18 protein-coding genes are annotated in these 18,932 nt (G+C 39.3%); 9 read left to right on the top strand and 9 right to left on the bottom strand.

What is annotated here, in order from left to right; all coding sequences use genetic code 11:
* The first annotated feature begins 4 nt into the window (after positions 1-4).
* From PR833_RS09365 to PR833_RS09350, 4 genes are all read left to right on the top strand, one after another.
* Positions 5-1,675 (top strand): amidohydrolase, encoded by a 1,671-nt coding sequence (locus tag PR833_RS09365; protein WP_151207882.1) that lies wholly within the window; start codon positions 5-7, stop codon positions 1,673-1,675.
* Positions 1,676-1,738: 63 nt separating this feature from the next.
* Positions 1,739-2,878 (top strand): class II histone deacetylase, encoded by a 1,140-nt coding sequence (locus PR833_RS09360; protein WP_014656896.1) that lies wholly within the window; start codon positions 1,739-1,741, stop codon positions 2,876-2,878.
* A 60-nt stretch (positions 2,879-2,938) separates the two neighbouring features.
* Positions 2,939-3,991: a RidA family protein gene (locus tag PR833_RS09355; RefSeq protein WP_036942031.1), complete on the top strand. Its 1,053-nt coding sequence runs from the start codon at positions 2,939-2,941 to the stop codon at positions 3,989-3,991.
* 20 nt (positions 3,992-4,011) lie between these two features.
* Positions 4,012-4,800: a MoaF C-terminal domain-containing protein gene (locus PR833_RS09350; protein ID WP_004926053.1), complete on the top strand. Its 789-nt coding sequence runs from the start codon at positions 4,012-4,014 to the stop codon at positions 4,798-4,800.
* Here the strand turns inward: PR833_RS09350 and PR833_RS09345 are convergent.
* A complete protein-coding gene (locus tag PR833_RS09345) occupies positions 4,788-5,843 on the bottom strand; it encodes an AraC family transcriptional regulator (protein WP_004926055.1) in 1,056 nt (351 codons plus the stop codon). The two genes, PR833_RS09350 and PR833_RS09345, sit on opposite strands and share 13 nt — an antisense overlap.
* A 472-nt stretch (positions 5,844-6,315) precedes the next feature.
* On the opposite strand from PR833_RS09345, the gene PR833_RS09340 reads away from it, so the two are divergent.
* The gene (locus PR833_RS09340) at positions 6,316-6,738 is read left to right on the top strand and encodes a DoxX family protein (RefSeq protein WP_014656892.1); all 423 of its coding nucleotides are present in this window, start codon (positions 6,316-6,318) and stop codon (positions 6,736-6,738) included.
* Positions 6,739-6,794: 56 nt separating this feature from the next.
* Here the strand turns inward: PR833_RS09340 and PR833_RS09335 are convergent, their stop codons facing one another.
* The 5 genes from PR833_RS09335 to PR833_RS09315 all read right to left on the bottom strand — a co-directional run bounded on the left by PR833_RS09335 (position 6,795) and on the right by PR833_RS09315 (position 11,413).
* Entirely contained in the window at positions 6,795-7,394 is a 600-nt protein-coding gene (locus PR833_RS09335; RefSeq protein ID WP_014656891.1) for a glutathione S-transferase family protein, read from the bottom strand.
* A 50-nt stretch (positions 7,395-7,444) separates the two neighbouring features.
* Positions 7,445-8,143, bottom strand: coding sequence for a helix-turn-helix transcriptional regulator (locus PR833_RS09330; RefSeq protein WP_004926059.1), 699 nt, complete (start codon positions 8,141-8,143; stop codon positions 7,445-7,447).
* A gap of 117 nt (positions 8,144-8,260) precedes the next feature.
* Entirely contained in the window at positions 8,261-9,052 is a 792-nt protein-coding gene (locus tag PR833_RS09325) for a nucleotidyltransferase domain-containing protein (protein WP_036942019.1), read from the bottom strand.
* Positions 9,053-9,061: 9 nt separating this feature from the next.
* On the bottom strand, positions 9,062-10,288 hold the full coding sequence (locus tag PR833_RS09320; RefSeq protein ID WP_004926062.1) for an RtcB family protein: 1,227 nt from the start codon (positions 10,286-10,288) through the stop codon (positions 9,062-9,064).
* Positions 10,289-10,291: 3 nt separating this feature from the next.
* Positions 10,292-11,413, bottom strand: a complete 1,122-nt coding sequence (locus PR833_RS09315) for a slipin family protein (protein ID WP_169342296.1) — start codon at positions 11,411-11,413, stop codon at positions 10,292-10,294.
* Between the two features lie 476 nt (positions 11,414-11,889).
* Between PR833_RS09315 and rtcR the strand changes: the two genes are divergently transcribed.
* Together rtcR and rnz are read left to right on the top strand one after the other, a co-directional pair.
* A complete protein-coding gene (rtcR, locus tag PR833_RS09310; RefSeq protein ID WP_272526050.1) occupies positions 11,890-13,470 on the top strand; it encodes an RNA repair transcriptional activator RtcR in 1,581 nt (526 codons plus the stop codon).
* Positions 13,471-13,569: 99 nt separating this feature from the next.
* Positions 13,570-14,484, top strand: coding sequence for a ribonuclease Z (gene rnz / locus PR833_RS09305; RefSeq protein ID WP_272526049.1), 915 nt, complete (start codon positions 13,570-13,572; stop codon positions 14,482-14,484).
* Between the two features lie 93 nt (positions 14,485-14,577).
* Here the strand turns inward: rnz and deoR are convergent, their stop codons facing one another.
* Together deoR and deoC are read right to left on the bottom strand one after the other, a co-directional pair.
* On the bottom strand, positions 14,578-15,357 hold the full coding sequence (gene deoR / locus PR833_RS09300) for a DNA-binding transcriptional repressor DeoR (protein ID WP_014656887.1): 780 nt from the start codon (positions 15,355-15,357) through the stop codon (positions 14,578-14,580).
* Positions 15,358-15,403: 46 nt separating this feature from the next.
* Positions 15,404-16,072 carry a deoxyribose-phosphate aldolase gene (gene deoC, locus PR833_RS09295; protein WP_272526048.1) on the bottom strand — a complete coding sequence of 223 codons (669 nt, stop codon included), beginning with the start codon at positions 16,070-16,072 and terminating at the stop codon, positions 15,404-15,406.
* 171 nt (positions 16,073-16,243) lie between these two features.
* Here deoC and rbsK point away from each other — a divergent pair, with 171 nt between their 5' ends.
* Positions 16,244-17,164: a ribokinase gene (gene rbsK / locus PR833_RS09290; RefSeq protein ID WP_036942016.1), complete on the top strand. Its 921-nt coding sequence runs from the start codon at positions 16,244-16,246 to the stop codon at positions 17,162-17,164.
* A gap of 90 nt (positions 17,165-17,254) precedes the next feature.
* Here rbsK and PR833_RS09285 read toward each other — a convergent pair whose 3' ends face one another.
* Positions 17,255-17,659 (bottom strand): DUF2750 domain-containing protein, encoded by a 405-nt coding sequence (locus tag PR833_RS09285; protein ID WP_272526047.1) that lies wholly within the window; start codon positions 17,657-17,659, stop codon positions 17,255-17,257.
* A gap of 190 nt (positions 17,660-17,849) precedes the next feature.
* Here PR833_RS09285 and PR833_RS09280 point away from each other — a divergent pair, with 190 nt between their 5' ends.
* Positions 17,850-18,869 (top strand): mechanosensitive ion channel family protein, encoded by a 1,020-nt coding sequence (locus PR833_RS09280; RefSeq protein ID WP_004926073.1) that lies wholly within the window; start codon positions 17,850-17,852, stop codon positions 18,867-18,869.
* Positions 18,870-18,932: the final 63 nt, after the last annotated feature.

The raw sequence follows: 18,932 nt of genomic DNA, 5'->3' as shown, positions 1-18,932 counted from the left end.
TATAATGAGTCAAGATGCTGATTTAGTCATTATTAATGCCAAGGTTGCAACGGTAGATAAAAACTTCTCTTTCTATGAGGCGATAGCGATTGCAAAAGAGAGAATTATTGCTGTTGGTGATAATGATGATATTTTTAAAAAAATAGGTTTTCATACTCAGATAATTGATGCAAAAAATAAGCTTGTGTTACCTGCTGCACATGATGCGCATATCCATGCGACACACACGGGCATGCTGATTTCTGGTGATTTCCTAAATTTGTTTGAGAGTAAATTAAAAAATGAGTTTGAAAGTCAGTTGGAGACTCATTTAACCGCTAAAAAAAACAGGGACTGGATCTACGGCATTGGATGCCCCTTTGAACTCCTTGATGATAACGACGAAAAAATCGCGGTTAACCAAGCTTACTTATCCCAAAAAACGAATGGGAAATTAGCAAGCTTTAGCGATTTTAGTTTACATAACCTAATTGTTAATCAGGAGGTTATAGAATTATCAGGATTAAATTCTAAATCCATAGAGCTACCGAAAGAGGTCGGACGGATAGGTATTGATCAGCAAGGTGAGCCTAACGGTATTATTTCTGAATGGGGAGCCATGAACCTTGTCGGGAAATATTTACCTCAGCTATCTGATGAAGAACTTAAAAACTATATTTTACTTATCCAATATCATTTACTGCAAAATGGCATCACAAGTTACACCGATATTTTAGGGCCAGGAGGCGATAATCTATTTCATGGTGCTTGGAGTAGCAGAGTCATAAAGCTCTATAAGGCGCTTTATGATGAAAATAAGTTATTAACTCGGGTTAGTGTTAATTTATTTGCGGCAAAAGAAGGTGTGCACAGTTTTAAAAATATTATTTCTGGTGCCGAAGCGTTTTCATATCCACTTCATACCGATAAATCATGGTTAAAAGTCGATACGATAAAGTTATTTGGTGATAGTTCACCTTGTATTCGAAGATCATGCAATGGTTATCAAGGAGAGCTAACCTTTGCTGGTCATAGTGTTGAAGAACAAATTGCCGAACTTAATAAAACCATTGTTGAATTACACCGCTTAGGTTGGCAGGTTGGTATTCATGCAATTGGTGGAAAAACGATTGATGCAGCAATAGATGCCTTTTCTTATGCAGAAAAGATCATGCCAAATAAAGATTTACGCCATTTTATTATTCATGGTGATGATCTCACGATTGAGAATGCGAAAACAATGGCAAAAAATAATATTTTGCTATCCTGCCAACCAATCGCAGGCTATAGCATGATCAATGATATTAAGCAGATTATACCCGATGAGTACAACGCTAAGTTATTTGACTGGCAGTCTTATATTAATGAAGGCGTTGTGGTTGCTGCTGGCTCTGATGCCTGTTGCTTCCCATTTAATTGGTTAAAAGGACTTGAATTTACGCTGACTAGAAAAGCTAAAAACAATCAAATTTATCAATCTGACCTAGGTTGTAAGATTGAGGATGCCATTCGCATGTACACCATTAATGGTGCCATTCAGGAACATCTTGAACATGAAAGAGGTTCGATAGAAGTAGGGAAATTGGCTGACTTACAAATATTAAGTCATGACCTATTTACTATTCCGGCTGAGCAAATAGGGAAAACCAATGTCATTATGACCATTTGTAATGGAAAAGTTGTGTATCAACGGTAATGGAATACCAGATGTGCTCGCGATTATTGAAGCTACACCAGATTATCTACTTAGGGGAATAATATGTTTTGCAGCATGAAAGACTCCACGATTAAAACTGGTCTTTTTTATCATGAATATTGTTTATGGGGGCGGAGTTATAAATCATCACCGCTAGCTTATAATCAAATGAATTGGATGCAACCTTTCGCGAATAATGAATTTGGGGCTAGCTCTGCAAGTTGCGTACGTCGTTTTAAATCCTTAATTGATGTGAGTGGCATGAATGAATTTTTATTTTCATACAGTGCACCCCCCATTACTTATAATGATGCGGCGCGTGTTCATACCCAAGAGTATTTGAATGATTTTATTGAACTGAGTAAAAATGAAGGGGGGGAATTAGGTTTACAGGCACCATTTGGACCGGGGGGGTATCAAATAGCGCTATTATCCGCAGGCCAAGCAAAAGCCGCTGTTCATCAAGTGATGGACGGTTCTTTAAATAGGGCTTATGCCGTATGTGTGCCAGCAGGCCATCATGCTTTGCCAGATAAAGCGATGGGGGCGACCTATTTAGCGAACAGCAGTATTGCCGCTAAATATGCCCTTGAGAATTTAGGGGCAAAAAAAGTCGCTATATTGGATTGGGATGTTCATCATGGAAATGGAACTCAAGCTATTTTTTATAACGATAATAAAGTGCTTACCATCTCTATGCATCAAGATAACTGCTTCCCAATTAACTCAGGAGGTATCGAAGAACAAGGTAACCGAGAAGGTTTAGGATTCAATATTAATATTCCGTTATTACCGGGATGTGGCCATGATGAATATTTATATGCATTAAGAACAATAGCAATCCCTGCTCTTAGGACCTACAAACCGGATCTCATTATTATTGGCAGTGGTTATGATGCAAGTACCTTTGACCCTCTAGGACATATGCAACTCCATAGCCAGAGTTATCGAGAAATGATAGAAAGTATTGTCGCGGTCGCTCAGGACGTTTGCCATGGAAAAGTGGTTGTCATACATGAAGGAGGCTATTCTGAGCATTATGTTCCCTTTTGTGCATTAGCACTACTAGAAGGGTTAAGTGGCATAAATACTCAGGTTGTCGACCCTTTTATTTCTTTTATCCAACAACAAACGATTCCTCAAGCACTCAAAGAGTTACAAGAAAATTTAATAAATCACCAAGCGATTAAATTGGGTTTGTAACAATATTCTATTAGAGCAAGCGTTACACATTAAATTGATCTATTAATTGGGTGAGACATAATGAATATACTAAAAACCAATGATAATGTCATTATTGGGTGGCACTCTTCTTTTTCGGGAGGCGATTTTGATACTCAATTAGCAATAATTATCTCTGAAGTAAATAATGCATTAATAAAAATGGGTATTAGTTATGCGGATATGCTAAAACATACAATAGCGATTAAAAGTGATAAAGTTGATCCCATCTATGCGATTAATCAATTTCATAAAGTTAGCCACGAAATAGCACAAGGCTACGGTAATAAAAAGCCTGTTGGAACAATTATTCGGCTTCCGAATTTTAGCAATGATAATGCTCTGGTAGCCATTGAGTTTATTTTTCCTCGTCATAACAAGGCGGTTCAATGCTTACCTTTCTATAATATGGAAATGGACGTTAGCCGCTCTTTAATTTATGAGGAGCTACTTTATATTACAGGCACGGAAGCTTTGATTGTTTCCGATGATAATAGCCATGCTTATTACATCAATGATACCCTTGAAGAGCAAGTTGCGGTGATTTTTGATAAAATTAATCGTTCAATAATTGAGTTAGATTACTCAATGGATGATCTTATTTTATTAAATGTTTATCTTCGTAGTGATGTCGCATATCAGCCAGTAATAGATCTGATAAAAGACGAGATTGCTAAATATACTGGAAATATTCAAGCTATTAATTGTGAACTCAATGTCACCTATTGTGATGGGATGGCCGTTGATGAATTTTTAATAGAAATAGACGGTTTTGTAAAAAGCCCATTATCACAGTTGGCTGCACCTATTCACTATGCTTGCTTTCAACTTAACCTAGATTTATATGATAGCTTTATACATGCAAAAAAACATATAGATAATATATTGGAAAATAATTTTTCATCCAGTATTAGAGTCACAATAAAATATGTTAAGAGTAAAAATAGTAGTGAGGCTTATATTGATATTATACATGATGAGCTAATGACGAAGTTAACAAGCGCCCATGTGGAAAATTATATTGTAGAGACATTGCCAGTTAAAAAACTCATGAATAACAAGTCATTTTTAGAAATAAGCATTCATTCATTTTAATTTATATCACAGGTGATAACATGACAGAGCAAATAATTTCTGATACATCATTTGATATGTTTACGAATGAGTTAAAAAAGAATCGAATAAAGAGAAGTTATGACATTATTAATATTGAATTCAATCTTTATTTAAACAATGAAAGTTTTTATTTTCGTATTGATGAACATGACCATATTATAACGAATAGTGTTTTTTTAAGCTCTTATTTTGATAAGAAAAAAAGAAAAATCAGCGATATGACCGAAGTTGCGGATAAAGTATTTTTAATTGAATTATCAAAAGGGAGCATTGATTTTGCTCACTCAATTTTAGTACTAGATCTCAATAATAGTCATGTTGTCCTGTTTAGCTCTCAATACCAGCCAAGTAAGAAAACGACGCCGAGATTCGAACAGCATTATCATGTTGGAAAGATTATTGGCGATAACGATAATACGCTTCTCCCCGCAGAAACACGAGATCTTATTGGCTTACATATTCTGAATGAATACAGTGAAAGTACCGCCGTTGAACATATTTATATTAATAGCCAATGGTATGCGTATCATATTTATGGAGGGGTAAGACATGGTGAATGTGATTGTGACCAAGCAACTTACCTAAAAATTAAAGATGATGTGTATTTACTTGGTTTTAGAGAGTTAGCGGTCGATGTCGCGATTATTTTGCTCTTAGACTTAAAGTCAATGCGCAACACCGGGTTTGCCGTTGGCTATACGGATGAGCAATGGTTTAGCATCCCTATTGGAGCCTATATGAAGCGGATTAATAAACGGCTTGAAGAGCACAATTTTCACGCTTTATGATAGCCCTGTTTTTTGATGTATTGAAGTGGCGGTGAGCCAGTCCAGCGTTTAAATGCTTTTGAAAAAGCGGCGCTGTCCGTATAGCCTAGTAGTTCAGCTAGGCTATCTATTCTAATCTTCTCTTCAACGAGTTTATCGATAGAAATATCACAGCGAATTTTATCCAGAATATCTGAATAATTAATATTTTCTTTTGCTAATTTACGTTGTAATGTCCTTGGTGAGATATACAGTTTTGCCGCTACCCAAGATAATGAAATGTCTTTTTGTGATAAAATATGTTGGTACATAATATCTTGCACTTTCATACTCATGGATTCGGGCATACAACTTGAGTGTTTAAGTTTATTTAGATGATTTTTTAAGAAAAAAATGAACGTTTCATCATGCTCTTTTTTATTAATACCAGCATTTAGCCACTCTTCATCAAATGAAATACCATTGAATTTAGCATTGTCTTCATAGTGAGTTGGAATGATTTTTTTCAAATTATCTTTATCTTTTCGACTTAATGCATATTGGAAATAAAATGTATCAGGTATCCAATCTTTACCAAGTCGCTCTCTTATTTGACTCACTAACCTAAATAAACTGTACTCAATGTCAAACTTATAGTATTCAGGCTTAAATATACTCACTTCATAATTGATTAAAACCTTTTTGTTTTCTATGACAATATTAGTGTGTGTTTTGCCTTGAAATAGATCGGTATATTGGTTGAGTTCGATTAAAGCGGCATGTAATGTTTTTGCCGACATAAAAATTTCACTGATCGGTGAGTAACTATGATAGGGGGCTGCGATACCCGCTTTCGCACACCAATGCTGATCTTTTGTTTCATGAGCAATTAAACGTAGAAACTCGTTATAAGCTTGTATGGGGGCAACTTCTGTTAATTTTAGTAATTTAAATTTATTATATAAAATTTTTGATCTATATGAAAAAGGAATATCCAGTGACTGTAAATAACTCATGATCTCGGATATTTTTAGCTGATGTATATAAGAGTTATATGAATGATGGGCGTTAGTTTCAGGTTTCATTTTTATGCCTCGTATTAATGAGATGCTATTTTGCTTGAATTCATTAACCGCACATTCTTTGATATGACAAAATTACATGTTAGTAACAAAATAGCAATGAATTTATATCATTATTATTTTATATTGATGATATAAATATATCGTTATATTCTTTATTTTTGATTGAAATCTTAAATAAATAACAATTATTTTGAACATCAATTATCTTAATTCATTAACACTCTTTTTAGAATGCTCTTATTTAGTATTTTTTGTTTTTTTTAAATTTGACTTAATTGTTGTTGATTGACCTTTTATTTTTTAGTTCATACCTTAGTTTTATGAATAAATGCTATTGGTGTCACCAAAGTAAGAGTAAAAGCTATTAAATAACTACAATGCTGCTATAACAATAATAAATAAAAGTCACTCTTATTGTATTGGTCGTAAACGCGTCATAGGTTGCAGTATATTTTTCTTGGAGAAGCACACAATGATAGGCACAGTAAATCGGTTATTGGCACATGACGATGCTGGAAAATTGTTATTACGTATTACTATTGGCGGATTAATGTTATTCCATGGCATGAGTAAATTGTTAACAGGCGCTAGTGGCATTAAAGCTATGCTTGCTGCATATGGTTTACCCGAATTTATTGCTTATGGAACTATTTTGGGGGAAGTTGTCGCACCGATTTTCATTATATTAGGGATACTCACTCGCCCAGCCGCGCTGCTTGTCGCTTTTACCATGTTTATTGCTTGGTTAATGGTAGGGCTTGATAAAACGTTTTTATTGGATAAAACGGGGGCATGGGCAATTGAAAGTATTGTTTATTTCTTTGTGGGATCAATTGCACTTGCGTTAATGGGAGCAGGGCGCTTTTCTGTTATGAAGAGTGCAACGTGGCGTTAAGGCTCAATACGATGAATATCAGGCCATCATAAATGGTGGCCTGTATCCTTAAAAGCTTATGATGCAATGCTTTTGGCGAACTTTGGATGAGATTTTAATGTGTCGAGATAATGATTAATGACCGCGGAGTTTTCGATAAAATTTATCTTTTCCATAAATAGAAGAAAAGCCCCGACATACACATCGATTGCGGTTAGTTGTTGGCCGCAAATATAAGGTGCAGCGTTACTAAGTCCTGTTTCTAGGCAATCCATAACGCGTTTAAATGAGCCAAAACCTGACATTTTTTGCTGTGCTTCATCTAACTGTAAGCCCATTGCATGCGTTGTAAATGCCGCTTCAATAGGGCCTGCGGTAAAAAAGAACCAGCGATAATAGGCTGCTCGTTGTGGGGAATTAAACGCCGGCGCTAACCCTTTTTCTATAAATTTATCGGCTAAATAGACACAGATAGCCGCAGTTTCAGTGATAATATGTTCACCATCGACTAAAGCGGGAACTTTTCCCATCGGATTAATAGCAAGATATTCGGCAGTATGCATTTGCTCGCCATATTCAAGCTCAATTCGCTGATAAGGTACATCTAACAGTTTAAATAGCAGGTCGACCGTATTGCCGCGTGACATCGAATTTGTATATAGGGTAAGTGAGCTCATCGCCTTTTCCTTATGATTAAGTTGAGTCGCTATCATAAGGTAGCGGTGTGTCAGATTCTGTCAGTAGTCACACATAAAGTCTCTTTTCGCCATTGCTCAAATAAATAATGTTTGGGATAGGGTAATTTATCCTCCAGAGCAATATAGGATTGGATCCGATCTAAGCGAAAATGGCGATAACTTTCTCTGAGTTCGCACCAAGCGGCTAAGACTTGGGTATCTTTCATATAGCCAATTGCGATTGGCCAGATAACTCTACTGCTAAATTTCCCACTTTCATCTTGATAGTCAATTTTAGCTTTTATTTCTTTTCGTAAACTCAGTCTTAGGTTTTTCGCAATCACATTATTAATCGGTGCAATTTGTGTGCTAGGTGCAAATAATGTCGTTTGATTGATAAGGTTTTGTGACCCCTGTTTGACAACCGCATTGATTTTATTGATTGCGCGCATGGCGGATAATTTCAGCTCTTCATCGGCATTACTTTGTACCCAGCGTAAACCTAAGATCAGCGCTTCGAGTTCGTTGTCATCGAACATTAAAGGGGGAAGTAACAAACCGGATTTTAGCTGATAGCCGATACCTGCTTCACCTGTAATTTCGGCACCTTGGCAGCGTAGTTCATCAATATCACGGTAAACAGACCGAATACTGATGTGCAATTGTGACGCGAGAGACTCTGCCGTAATGGGATAGCGACTTTCTTTTAATATCTGTAATAAAGTCAATAAACGTTGAGTGCGGGTCATTGGTTACTCTGTGCGTTGGCTGGAAATCGTATTATAACATTGGTGCTTAAGGCGAGAATAAAAAATAGCGGCGAGAATGGCCTCACCGCTAATTAAAAATGACTGGATTGATGGTGGCTATCTATCGTTTGCTAAGATAGCTTTTTGCAAAAACTTATCTAATAAAGCGCTATCACGGCAATAAGGCTCTGGAAGATTGAGTTTTTCTGATTTTTCAATCGTCTCAATAATCAACCTGTCGATAGCAGGGCGCCGTGAACCATATTCGCTTTCATCTACATTTTGTTTGATCACTAACAGTTCATTGATTTCCGCCAAAACGGCGTGATCGGTGACTGTTGCACTGACCAATTGTGAAAAAGCCATTGGTGGCATGATTTTTGAGTGTTCAATCCAACGCAACGCCAGTATTGCCCTTAAGATATAAAAATATTTTTTTAGGCGTACTGTTTCCCCTTTAAAATCTTCCCGCAAGTTACGTTTTGCTATGGATAAATAGTGATAACGTGCCTTTAGCGGTGAATAGAATTTTGACGCTAATAATTCAAATTGTTGAATAAATGACGCATCCTTGTGGTAAACAATTGGCGAATGCAGCCATTCAATTAACGCGGGGTTAGAATTACGCATCAATTTTAAAGCTTTTGATAATTCCCAACCGGAAACATCCAGTTCATTATCAATGGGTTTTTCAATCACATCGCGTTTTCTATCGAGTGTTAAATACCAATCTAATTGATGAACATAAATAAACCTCACATCATAATCGCTATCACAAGAAGCAAAACCCCAACCGCGGCTTCCAGACTCGCACGCAAACAGGATTTTTACCCGATGGGTTGTTTCTATTTCAGCTAATGTTTTTTGTATGCGCTCTCGCATTAATGGCGTTATGCTTTCACTCTCCATGCCATTCTCCTATCCTTTCACACACACGACCTGACGCAGTGTATGTACGATTTCTACTAATGACGATTGTGCGGCCATCACGGCATCAATATCTTTGTATGCCATTGGGATCTCATCAATGACGTCACTATCTTTTCGACACTCTACATGGGCTGTTGCTAGTTTTTGATCTGCCACAGAATAGCGCTTTTTCGCTTCTGTTCGACTCATCACACGGCCTGCACCATGGCTGCAAGAGCAGAAACTTTCTTCATTCCCTAAACCGCGTACGATAAAGCTTTTAGCCCCCATAGAGCCGGGAATGATCCCCATTTGCCCTTTTCTCGCGGATACGGCTCCTTTACGGGTTACCAGTATCTCTTCACCAAAATGGTGCTCTTTTTGTACATAATTATGGTGGCAATTCACCGCTTCTTGTTGTGTGGTGAATGGCTTCGTGATCGTTTTTGATAGTGCTTCTAGTACTCGGTGCATCATGACTTCACGGTTATGGCGAGCGAAATCTTGTGCCCAACCTACGGCTTCCATGTAATCATTAAAGTGTTGGCTCCCTTCTTCAAAGTACGCCAAATCGCGATCAGGCAGATTGGCAATATGCTGTTGCATATCTTTATGTGCTAATGAAATAAATAAGTTACCAATCGCGTTACCGACACCGCGAGAACCACTATGTAGCATCACCCATACACGATCTTGTTCATCTAAACACAGTTCAATAAAGTGGTTACCTGTTCCTAATGTTCCTAAATGGTTGTAGTGGTTTGTTCCACGTAGTTTTGGGTATTTATCACAAATACGTTTAAATTCTTCATCTAAATGCGCCCAATGCTGATCAACAATTTCGGGTGCTCGATGCCAGGCTCCTTTATCACGACCATGGCGTTGAGTTGTACGTCCATGTGGAACAGCCGCTTCAATTGCAAAACGGATATTTTGCAGGCTATCCGGTAAATCAGAGGCGGTTAGTGAAGTTCGCACTGCTATCATCCCACAACCGATATCAACGCCAACGGCAGCCGGAATAATGGCGCCTTTGGTTGGGATCACACTACCAATAGTGGAACCTTTACCGACATGTACATCAGGCATTACTGCTAAATGTTTAAAAATAAAAGGCATTTTAGCGGTGTTTTGCAGTTGTACTACGGCTTTAGGATCAACCGGTACACCGTTAGTCCACATTTTTACAGGTGCGCTATTTTCCAAAATAAGTTCGTTAACAGCGTTATTGTTCATTCTTTATTCCTTAATTTTTACCAGTCCGTTTAATACTTGATCCAATCCACCATAAACGGATATTTGGTCGATTCGATGCGCAATGCTTTCTAGTGTTTCCAGCTCTTTTAAACGTAAAGCAATGGGGTTGTTTTCCATGACTTTTGCCGTGTTTAATAATGAGCGTGTTGCCGCGGTTTCTTCTCGACGGCGGATCACGTTTGCTTGGGCGGCCTTTTCCGCTTCTACCACTTGCGATAAAATAGTTCGCATATCACCCGGCAAAATAATGTCTTTTACGCCAATGCTATCGACATCCAAGCCAAATTCAGCGACACATTGGGTAATTTGTTCTAGCATCAATTCATCAATGAGTTGCTTGTTTTCCAGTAACTCATCTAATGAGCGTGTGCCGATAATTTCTCGTAAGGCAAACTGTAGCTCACGGTAGAGATAATCGACGGGTTGGCTCAACTTTGAGAAGGCCAACAAAATATCACGGTAGCGCCAGTTGGCTGACAAATTGATACGCAATGTCACTTTGTCTTTGGTTAGGATCTCTTGACCACTGACCTCAATCGCCAGTAAACGGGTATCAATAACGTCTACCTGAGGCTGGTGTTCAATACACCAGTAACCATAATTTCCGGGTTGCAATAATGTTTTGACTTCACCATCAACCTTTAATACCCCAACATGCCACGCTGGAACTTGGACCACTAAGCTGATATCTCGACCCTTAATCCATTTTTTGCTATTTAGGCGGTTGACTAATGTTTGTGGGATAGCAATATCACCAGTTTGTTGAATATCTACACGTAATGTTTCTGCAATTTTCCAATACAGGCGTCGCGTTGCCGGCGCTAAAATTTCAGTCAAATTATTATGAAGATATAAAAAAGCGATCTCGTTATCCGATAAATTAATATCTATACAATGCGCTTCCACCCAATCAGGGTGATATTGGCGCAAATGATCAGCCAACTTTGCATCAATAGGTTCATGATTAAGTGTGAACAAGCTAACGGTGAGTTTATTAAACCAATCATTGATACGGTGTTCACCTGCTAGCAAAAGATGCTGAAAATTACCGTTTTTCTCGGTCAGCGCAATTTGTCCTTGTGCCACAATTATTTTTTTCATTATTTATTCCTTTATTATTATGAGCCACCATCGAAGAAAAGTATGGAGTGATGGGGGGAAAGTTAGAGTGCCGTCAAACTGGCTGTCTAAGGTTCTGCCCATGACCCGATAAAGATCTCGGAGGGTGGTGTGTTGCCTAATTTTTATAACCCATTGTTATATCAAGCTTTTTGTTCTGGAAGGAACAGATTAACTATCATTAAGTTATTATCTTACTGACGGCGGAATACAGACCATGTAGTGACATCATTTCGCCACCATGTCTGCACCGGTAGAACCGAAGTTCTGACAATATCCGGCAGTGGATGATTTTAATATTGCGATAAGCGTGCCAACTTTGTTTAAAATAACAAAAAAATATTTATCTTATTGATATGTAATAACTTAATTTTTTTGGAATTATTCTGGTATGATTCAGATAAAAAATAACCTATGCTATTTTTTATCTTTAATTATCGTGATTTATAAATTTATATAAAATGAATAAGAAGCGTAAGGTTGTTATTGGCGTATTAGGTACGGCACTGGATCGACGTGGAAAAAGAACGAATCGGTGGACGAAATGGCGCCCTTCAGTTGGGCTATGTCAGCAACCTGATCTGGATATTCATCGCTTTGAATTAATCCATCAGGTAAATAATTATAATATGGCTCATCATGTGAAAGAGGATATTGAGCAAGTCTCACCACAGACGGAGGTCATATTACGCGAGGTGGATATTGCTGATCCGTGGGATTTTGAAGAGGTTTATACCTCGTTACTGGATTTTTCTTCAAATTACCCTTTTGACACTGAGAATGAAGAGTATTTGGTTCATATCACGACGGGTACTCACGTGGTGCAAATCTGCTGGTTCTTGTTAACAGAAGCACACTATTTACCCGCTAAATTATTGCAAACCTCACCGACAGAAGCGGGAAGAGAAAAAGATCCCGCGGGTATCTATACGGTGATTGATCTCGACCTCAGTCGCTATACGCACATCACGAGCCGTTTTCAAAAAGAGCAACAGGCTCAAGTGTCTTTTTTGAAATCAGGTATCGCAACTCGTAACGCGAATTTTAACGCGATGATTGAGCGGATCGAGCGAGTCGCTTTACGTTCAAAAGCGCCTATCTTATTAAATGGCCCTACAGGGGCGGGTAAATCCTTTTTGGCGCGTAGAATTTATCAATTGCGAGAAAGTCGCCATCATATTAAAGGGCGCTTTGTTGAGGTTAACTGTGCCACGTTACGCGGTGATAATGCGATGTCAACGCTATTTGGGCATATTAAAGGCGCGTTTACAGGCGCGATTAACCCACGTCGTGGCCTGCTTAAAGAGGCTGACGGTGGTATCTTATTTTTAGATGAAATTGCTGAATTAGGGCTGGACGAACAAGCCATGCTACTAAAAGCCATTGAAGAAAAAAGTTTTTTTCCGTACGGTTCCGATGAGGAAGTGCAAAGTGACTTTCAATTGATAGCGGGTACACATCGTAATTTGGCGCAATGGGTTGAAGAGGGTAAATTTCGCGAAGATTTATTTGCGCGTATCAATATGTGGACTTTCACCTTACCTGGGCTGGCGGAAAGACGTGAGGATATTGAGCCTAATATCGATTATGAGTTGGCTAAATTTAGTCAGGATGCACAAATCCAAATCCGCTTTGATAGTGAAGCTCGCCAAGCTTACTTAACGTTTGCCTGTTCAGCGCAAGCGTTGTGGCGGGGTAACTTCCGTGAACTCGGAGCATCAATCAGCCGCATGGCAACCTTTGCTGAACGTGGTCGTGTGACAAAAGCGGTCGTTGATGAAGAGATCATGAGATTGCAATCGCAGTGGGTCACAAAAGCAAAAGACACGTTGCCGCCAGAAGTTGGCGAAATTGACCTATTTGAACAGCAACAATTAGCCACAGTATTAGATGTATGCCGTCGCTCATCAAGTCTCTCAGAAGCGGGTAGAGTACTGTTTGCTGTTTCAAGACAGCAGAAAAAGCAGCCGAATGATGCAGATAGGTTACGTAAGTATTTGGCGCGTTTTGGATTAGATTGGGATAAAGTGAAAAAGGCTTAGTGCTTGGCGAAATTGATAAGATACTCAGTAATCTATTAGAAACATTAAGTTTATTTATTATAAAAATAATAAAAACAGTTAAGTATGGAGTGTGAAAAGATGGAGTTAACCTTTTTAGGAACGAGTGCCGGTGTGCCGACCAAAGAGCGTAACGTCACCAGTATGCTATTAAACCTAACAGGCATACGTAAAACATACTGGATGTTTGATTGTGGTGAAGGAACTCAACATCGCATTTTAAATAGCGTATTTAAGGCGCCAAGAATTGAAAAAATTTTTATTACCCATCTACATGGAGATCATATTTTTGGATTACCGGGGCTGTTATGTAGCCGCTCAATGAGGGGATCAACTGATCCATTAACGTTATATGGTCCAAAAGGTTTAAAACAGTATGTCGAAACAGTACTGACCCTGAGCAGCTCTTATATGACTTATCCTCTTGAAATGATCGAAATAGAGCCAGGGCAGTTGTTTGATGATGGTGAGTTAATCGTGACAGCCTACCCGCTTGACCATCGCGTTGAATGCTATGGTTACCGTATTGAAGAACATCCTAAACGAGGTTCATTAGATGTTGATAAATTAGCGCAAGATAACATTCCACGTGGCCCGTGGATGCAAGCGTTAAAGGCCGGTGAAACTATTATGTTAGCCGACGGTCGCCGTGTTAATGGTGCTGATTATTTAGGTGAGCCAAAGCCTGGCAAAGTCATTGCGATTTTTGGGGATACCAAACCAACGGAACAGGCTCTTTTCTTGGCAAAGAATGCGGATGTTATGGTGCATGAAACGACGCTGGAAAATGCGTATCATGAAAAAGCCAATGATCGGGGGCACAGTACCACAGGGCAAGCGGCGCAGTTAGCGCGAGACGCGGGTGTGAAACGTTTTATTGCGACGCATATCAGTGGTCGTTATAGCGCTGAAGATATGCCGATGCTGCTGGCGGAGTGCCAAGCCATTTTCCCTAATACCGAGATAGCGAGCGACTATTTAACCATTAAAATCTAGAGCGATGGCATGGCCTCTTGTTCGCTAATAGATGAACTCGGCACGTTATCATGCGTGTTGAAAAAATAGGCAGTAAATTGGGTATCACTGCTGTCAGTAAATGACTTTCACAAACCCATTGCGGCAATAGGTTTCATATTCATCAGCGAGTTGCCGATTGGTAATAATGACATCAAATTGCGAAAGTTCCCCCATATTGGCCGTGGCGACTTCATCAAACAGGTTGTATTTGGCGAGCAAAATTTTGCGGATTGATTTTTCCATCGCTTTTTTCTTCATTGCTAAATCGTCTAAGTTATAGCATGTGACGCCATAGTGACTATGAATACCGGCAGCCGAGATAAAGGCTTTTTTCGGGTTAATCGAATCAAGGAGAGAAGGTTGGGTCGGGTTATAAAATGAGTCGCTTTTAGGGCGATATTCCCCCCCACAGAGTAATGCGGTGGCATTTTTTTTCTGGCTTAGAGCCAAAAAAACGTTATGTGAATAACAAATCCCTGTAAAGCTTATCTCTTCTGGGATCAAGGCGATTAAGGTGGCCATTTCGATCCCATTATCGAAAAAGATCACATCGTCTTCTGACACCATACTCGCCGCTAAATTGGGGATATGTAGCTCTTCGGTTTGATCGGGGGTAAAAATGTCGGCTTGAGGATCATTTTGTGCCAGTGAGGAAGGTTGGGTGACAGAAACGATATAACCACCAAGCAGAGACATTGGAATAGGCCCTTCGGTCTCGGCATTCAGATCACGGCGGATCGTCATTTCAGAGACTTCAAGTATTCTTGCGGCATCTTTAAGGTGAATTCTTCCTGAGCGTTTAATACATTCACTCAAACGACGAAGGCGTTCTTTTTGTTTCGTTTCTATCACCGAGCAATCCTTTCTTTATTGGCGCGGGCTAACCGCGCCCCAACATTTAGTAGCCATTAGAGGTTACACTGTTTCCCGAAACAATCGCTACACTGGCACTTGCCCCAACGCGATTAGCTCCGGCTTTGAGCATTTTTTCTGCGGTTTCGCGATCACGCACACCACCTGATGCTTTAACGCCGATTTTATCACCAACGACTTTACGCATTAACGCGACATGGTGCTCTGTAGCGCCCATTGTACTGAAACCTGTTGAAGTTTTCACAAAACCAACGTTTAATGTGCGGCAAATTTCACAAACTTGGGTGATTTCATCATCGGTTAATAGGCAAGTTTCCAAAATAACTTTTAAAGTTGCCTCACCACAAGCCGCTAAAACGGCGGCAATATCTTGGCGAACGAACTCAAGGTCACCACTTTTTAGCATACCAACGTTAATCACCATATCAACTTCATTAGCACCACGGCGTACGGCTTCTGCGGCTTCAAATGCTTTGGCCTCAGTTAAGCATGCACCGAGCGGAAAGCCTACCACACAACAGACCATAACATCGCTGTTTTTCAGACATTCGCTGGCTAAAGGAACATAACCTGTGTTCACGCAGACAGAAGCAAAGTGGTGCTCTGCGGCTTCGGCACAAAGCTGTTTGATGTCATTGACGGTTGCATTGGCGGCCAACAGAGTATGATCGATATATTGTGCTATATTTTTCATGTAAATTTTTCCTATTGAGAATAGAGAGAGTCAATAATAAGGAATGAAAAAATGTGGCGGATATGACACTTGCTCATTCGTTATTCGCGATCTTAATCACGAATGATATTTATGCAACATGATAATGTTAATATAGTATCACAATGTGATTTATTTAACATGAGAGGCGTTATGGATATAGCAGTTATAGGTTCAAATATGGTCGATCTGATCACTTATACGGATCAGATGCCAAAAGAGGGTGAGACCTTGGAGGCGCCTGCATTTAAAATCGGCTGTGGTGGTAAAGGTGCCAATCAAGCGGTTGCTGCGGCAAAACTTAATTCAAAAGTGATTATGTTAACAAAAGTCGGTGATGATATTTTTGCTGATAACACCATTCGTAATCTTGAGTCTTATGGTATTAATACCCGTTATGTGGAAAAAGTGCCATGTACTTCTAGCGGTGTAGCACCGATTTTTGTTAATCCGAATTCTGCTAATCGCATTCTCATTGTGAAAGGAGCAAATAAATTTTTATCCCCTGAAGATATTGAGCGTGCGGCTGACGATTTGAAAAAATGCAAATTGATCGTATTGCAGCTTGAGGTTCAATTAGAAACGGTTTATCACGCGATTGCTTTTGGTAACAAACATAACATTCCTGTATTGCTGAATCCTGCACCAGCACAGCGTACGTTAGATCTTGATTTTGCTTGTCGTTGTGATTTCTTTGTGCCGAATGAAACTGAGCTTGAGATCCTCACTAATATGCCTGTTGATTCGATGGAAAACATCCGCCGTGCAGCCAAGTCTTTGCTCGATAAAGGGTTGAAAAATCTTATCGTCACGTTGGGTGATAAAGGTGCACTCTGGATGACTCGCGATAACGAGTTGTTGATCCCTGCCATTAAAGTGAATGCGGTGGATACCAGTGGTGCAGGAGATGCTTTTATTGGCTGTTTCTCTCATTATTATGTGCATACAGGCAATATCGCGGAAGCTTTGAAAAAGGCTGTCATGTTTTCTGCATTTAGTGTGACAGGTAAAGGAACGCAATCCTCTTATCCAAGTATTGAAGAATTTGCTGAATTCGTGCAGCTTAAATCGTGAATCGCTAAGAGCGAGAGTGGCAATTAGGCTGATAAGCTCATAAGGCTGACTCATGTGAGAAAGTTTTATTCCTTATGGTTAATTATCAGCCTAAATCGATGAGCTGCGGTGCTTACACGCTTCAATTAAATCTTGTAATAGCGACTTCGCTTCGGCAATCACATAAGTTTGGCATTGACTGTCCACCATCATGGCAACTGTCATATTTGCGCCATCCATATCTGGCAATATTTCTGTCATAAAGTGGGTCAGTGTTAGCTTGGTTACCGTACACTTGGTCCATTGACCATTAAGATTACGCTGTGCATAGGCTTGAGCAGGCCAAACAGGTAATAATAAGCGTCTGTTATTATCTCGCATGGTAACAAGCTCCTCTTGGCAGAAAATCACCCAAACTTCCTCCCAATCGGCAACTTTACTGACAAAATAGCGGTATTTTTGTTGTAGATTTAATCGAAGTACAGTATCAATTTCTTTGGGATCAGGGGTAAACATTATGCGTTATATCCATATTAGATAGTCTAAAAAAACAGTTGATAATTGTTGAGAAAATCACGTTTAAAGTTGCTATCTTAGTGAGGTTTTTTTATTGCTGCGTTTGATCCATCAAGAGTTTATCGAAAATAGCGTAGTAGACATATAAGTTTTATTAAAAAGTAAAATGGGCAGCTTGGAGCGGTGAGATATGATTGATTCATTACTCGAAAAATATGCCATTGGCGTTACTATCGTTGCGGTGTGTTTAGCCGTGGCTATTATTTTCGAGATGATAAGTAAAAAACGTAGGCATAAGCATAAGAATAAAAGTATTTTTATTCATGTTATTCAGACCGCTGTGCTGTGTAGTATGGTGATGGTTGCCGCTCAATATTTGGATATGGCGGCAACGGATTTTAATTTAACCTTTATTTCAACTCCGCTGATTAATTTCATCACAGTTGCCATCATTGCGATCATTCTCGTGCGTAAGCTGTTTCAGCTCGTCAATAGACTTGAAAAAACGCAAATAAAAAGAGGAAGTGATCCAACCTCTGCACGTATTATCGCTCGAGTCTTTAAAACCACCATTTTTGTCGTAATGGTTTTACTATTTGGCGAACATTTCGGCATGAGCCTATCGGGGTTGATGGCCTTCGGCGGGATTGGCGGCATTGCTATCGGTATGGCTGGTAAAGATATTCTGAGTAACTTCTTCTCAGGGATCATGCTTTACTTTGATAGGCCTTTTAATATCGGCGATTGGGTTAGCTCACCCGACAGAAACATTGAAGGTACGGTGGTTGAGATTGGTTGGCGAATTACTAAAATTATCACCTTTGACCATCGACCCTTGTATATCCCTAACTCACTCTTTTCATCGATAAGCGTTGAAAACCCTGGGCGTATGACTAACCGCCGAATCAAAACGTCATTAGGTCTGCGCTATGAAGATGCCGATAAAATCGGCGCTATTGTGAGTGATATTCGGACTATGTTGCAACAAGAGCCAAGTATTGATACTGGGCAAACATTATTAGTCTATTTTGATGAGTTTGCGGATTCGTCACTGAATATTATGGTGTATTGTTTTACGAAAACTACCGTGTGGGCCGAATGGTTAGCCGCACAACAAGAAGTCTATTTAAAAATAATTGCCATCGTCAAACAGCATGGTGCGGACTTCGCTTATCCTACACAGACACTGTATATGGAAAAAAACAACTAAGCTCCCAGTTTAGAGAAATTGGCCGACTAATATTCTGCTAATAGGCTTAATGTTAGTCGGTTA

The sequence above is a fragment of the Providencia sp. PROV189 genome (assembly GCF_028480065.1).
Taxonomy (GTDB): domain Bacteria; phylum Pseudomonadota; class Gammaproteobacteria; order Enterobacterales; family Enterobacteriaceae; genus Providencia; species Providencia stuartii.
Note: the sequence above shows the minus strand (reverse complement) of the source record. Positions and strands in the feature narration are given on the sequence as shown.

Coding starts and splice junctions, on each gene's coding strand:
- PR833_RS09280 (WP_004926073.1), top strand. CDS start 17,850: ATGATTGATTCATTACTCGAAAAATATGCCATTGGCGTTACTATCGTT.
- PR833_RS09340 (WP_014656892.1), top strand. CDS start 6,316: ATGATAGGCACAGTAAATCGGTTATTGGCACATGACGATGCTGGAAAA.
- PR833_RS09335 (WP_014656891.1), bottom strand. CDS start 7,394: ATGAGCTCACTTACCCTATATACAAATTCGATGTCACGCGGCAATACG.
- PR833_RS09330 (WP_004926059.1), bottom strand. CDS start 8,143: ATGACCCGCACTCAACGTTTATTGACTTTATTACAGATATTAAAAGAA.
- PR833_RS09350 (WP_004926053.1), top strand. CDS start 4,012: ATGACAGAGCAAATAATTTCTGATACATCATTTGATATGTTTACGAAT.
- PR833_RS09345 (WP_004926055.1), bottom strand. CDS start 5,843: ATGAAACCTGAAACTAACGCCCATCATTCATATAACTCTTATATACAT.
- PR833_RS09365 (WP_151207882.1), top strand. CDS start 5: ATGAGTCAAGATGCTGATTTAGTCATTATTAATGCCAAGGTTGCAACG.
- rnz (WP_272526049.1), top strand. CDS start 13,570: ATGGAGTTAACCTTTTTAGGAACGAGTGCCGGTGTGCCGACCAAAGAG.
- deoC (WP_272526048.1), bottom strand. CDS start 16,072: ATGAAAAATATAGCACAATATATCGATCATACTCTGTTGGCCGCCAAT.
- rbsK (WP_036942016.1), top strand. CDS start 16,244: ATGGATATAGCAGTTATAGGTTCAAATATGGTCGATCTGATCACTTAT.
- PR833_RS09325 (WP_036942019.1), bottom strand. CDS start 9,052: ATGGAGAGTGAAAGCATAACGCCATTAATGCGAGAGCGCATACAAAAA.
- PR833_RS09320 (WP_004926062.1), bottom strand. CDS start 10,288: ATGAACAATAACGCTGTTAACGAACTTATTTTGGAAAATAGCGCACCT.
- PR833_RS09285 (WP_272526047.1), bottom strand. CDS start 17,659: ATGTTTACCCCTGATCCCAAAGAAATTGATACTGTACTTCGATTAAAT.
- PR833_RS09355 (WP_036942031.1), top strand. CDS start 2,939: ATGAATATACTAAAAACCAATGATAATGTCATTATTGGGTGGCACTCT.
- PR833_RS09360 (WP_014656896.1), top strand. CDS start 1,739: ATGTTTTGCAGCATGAAAGACTCCACGATTAAAACTGGTCTTTTTTAT.
- rtcR (WP_272526050.1), top strand. CDS start 11,890: ATGAATAAGAAGCGTAAGGTTGTTATTGGCGTATTAGGTACGGCACTG.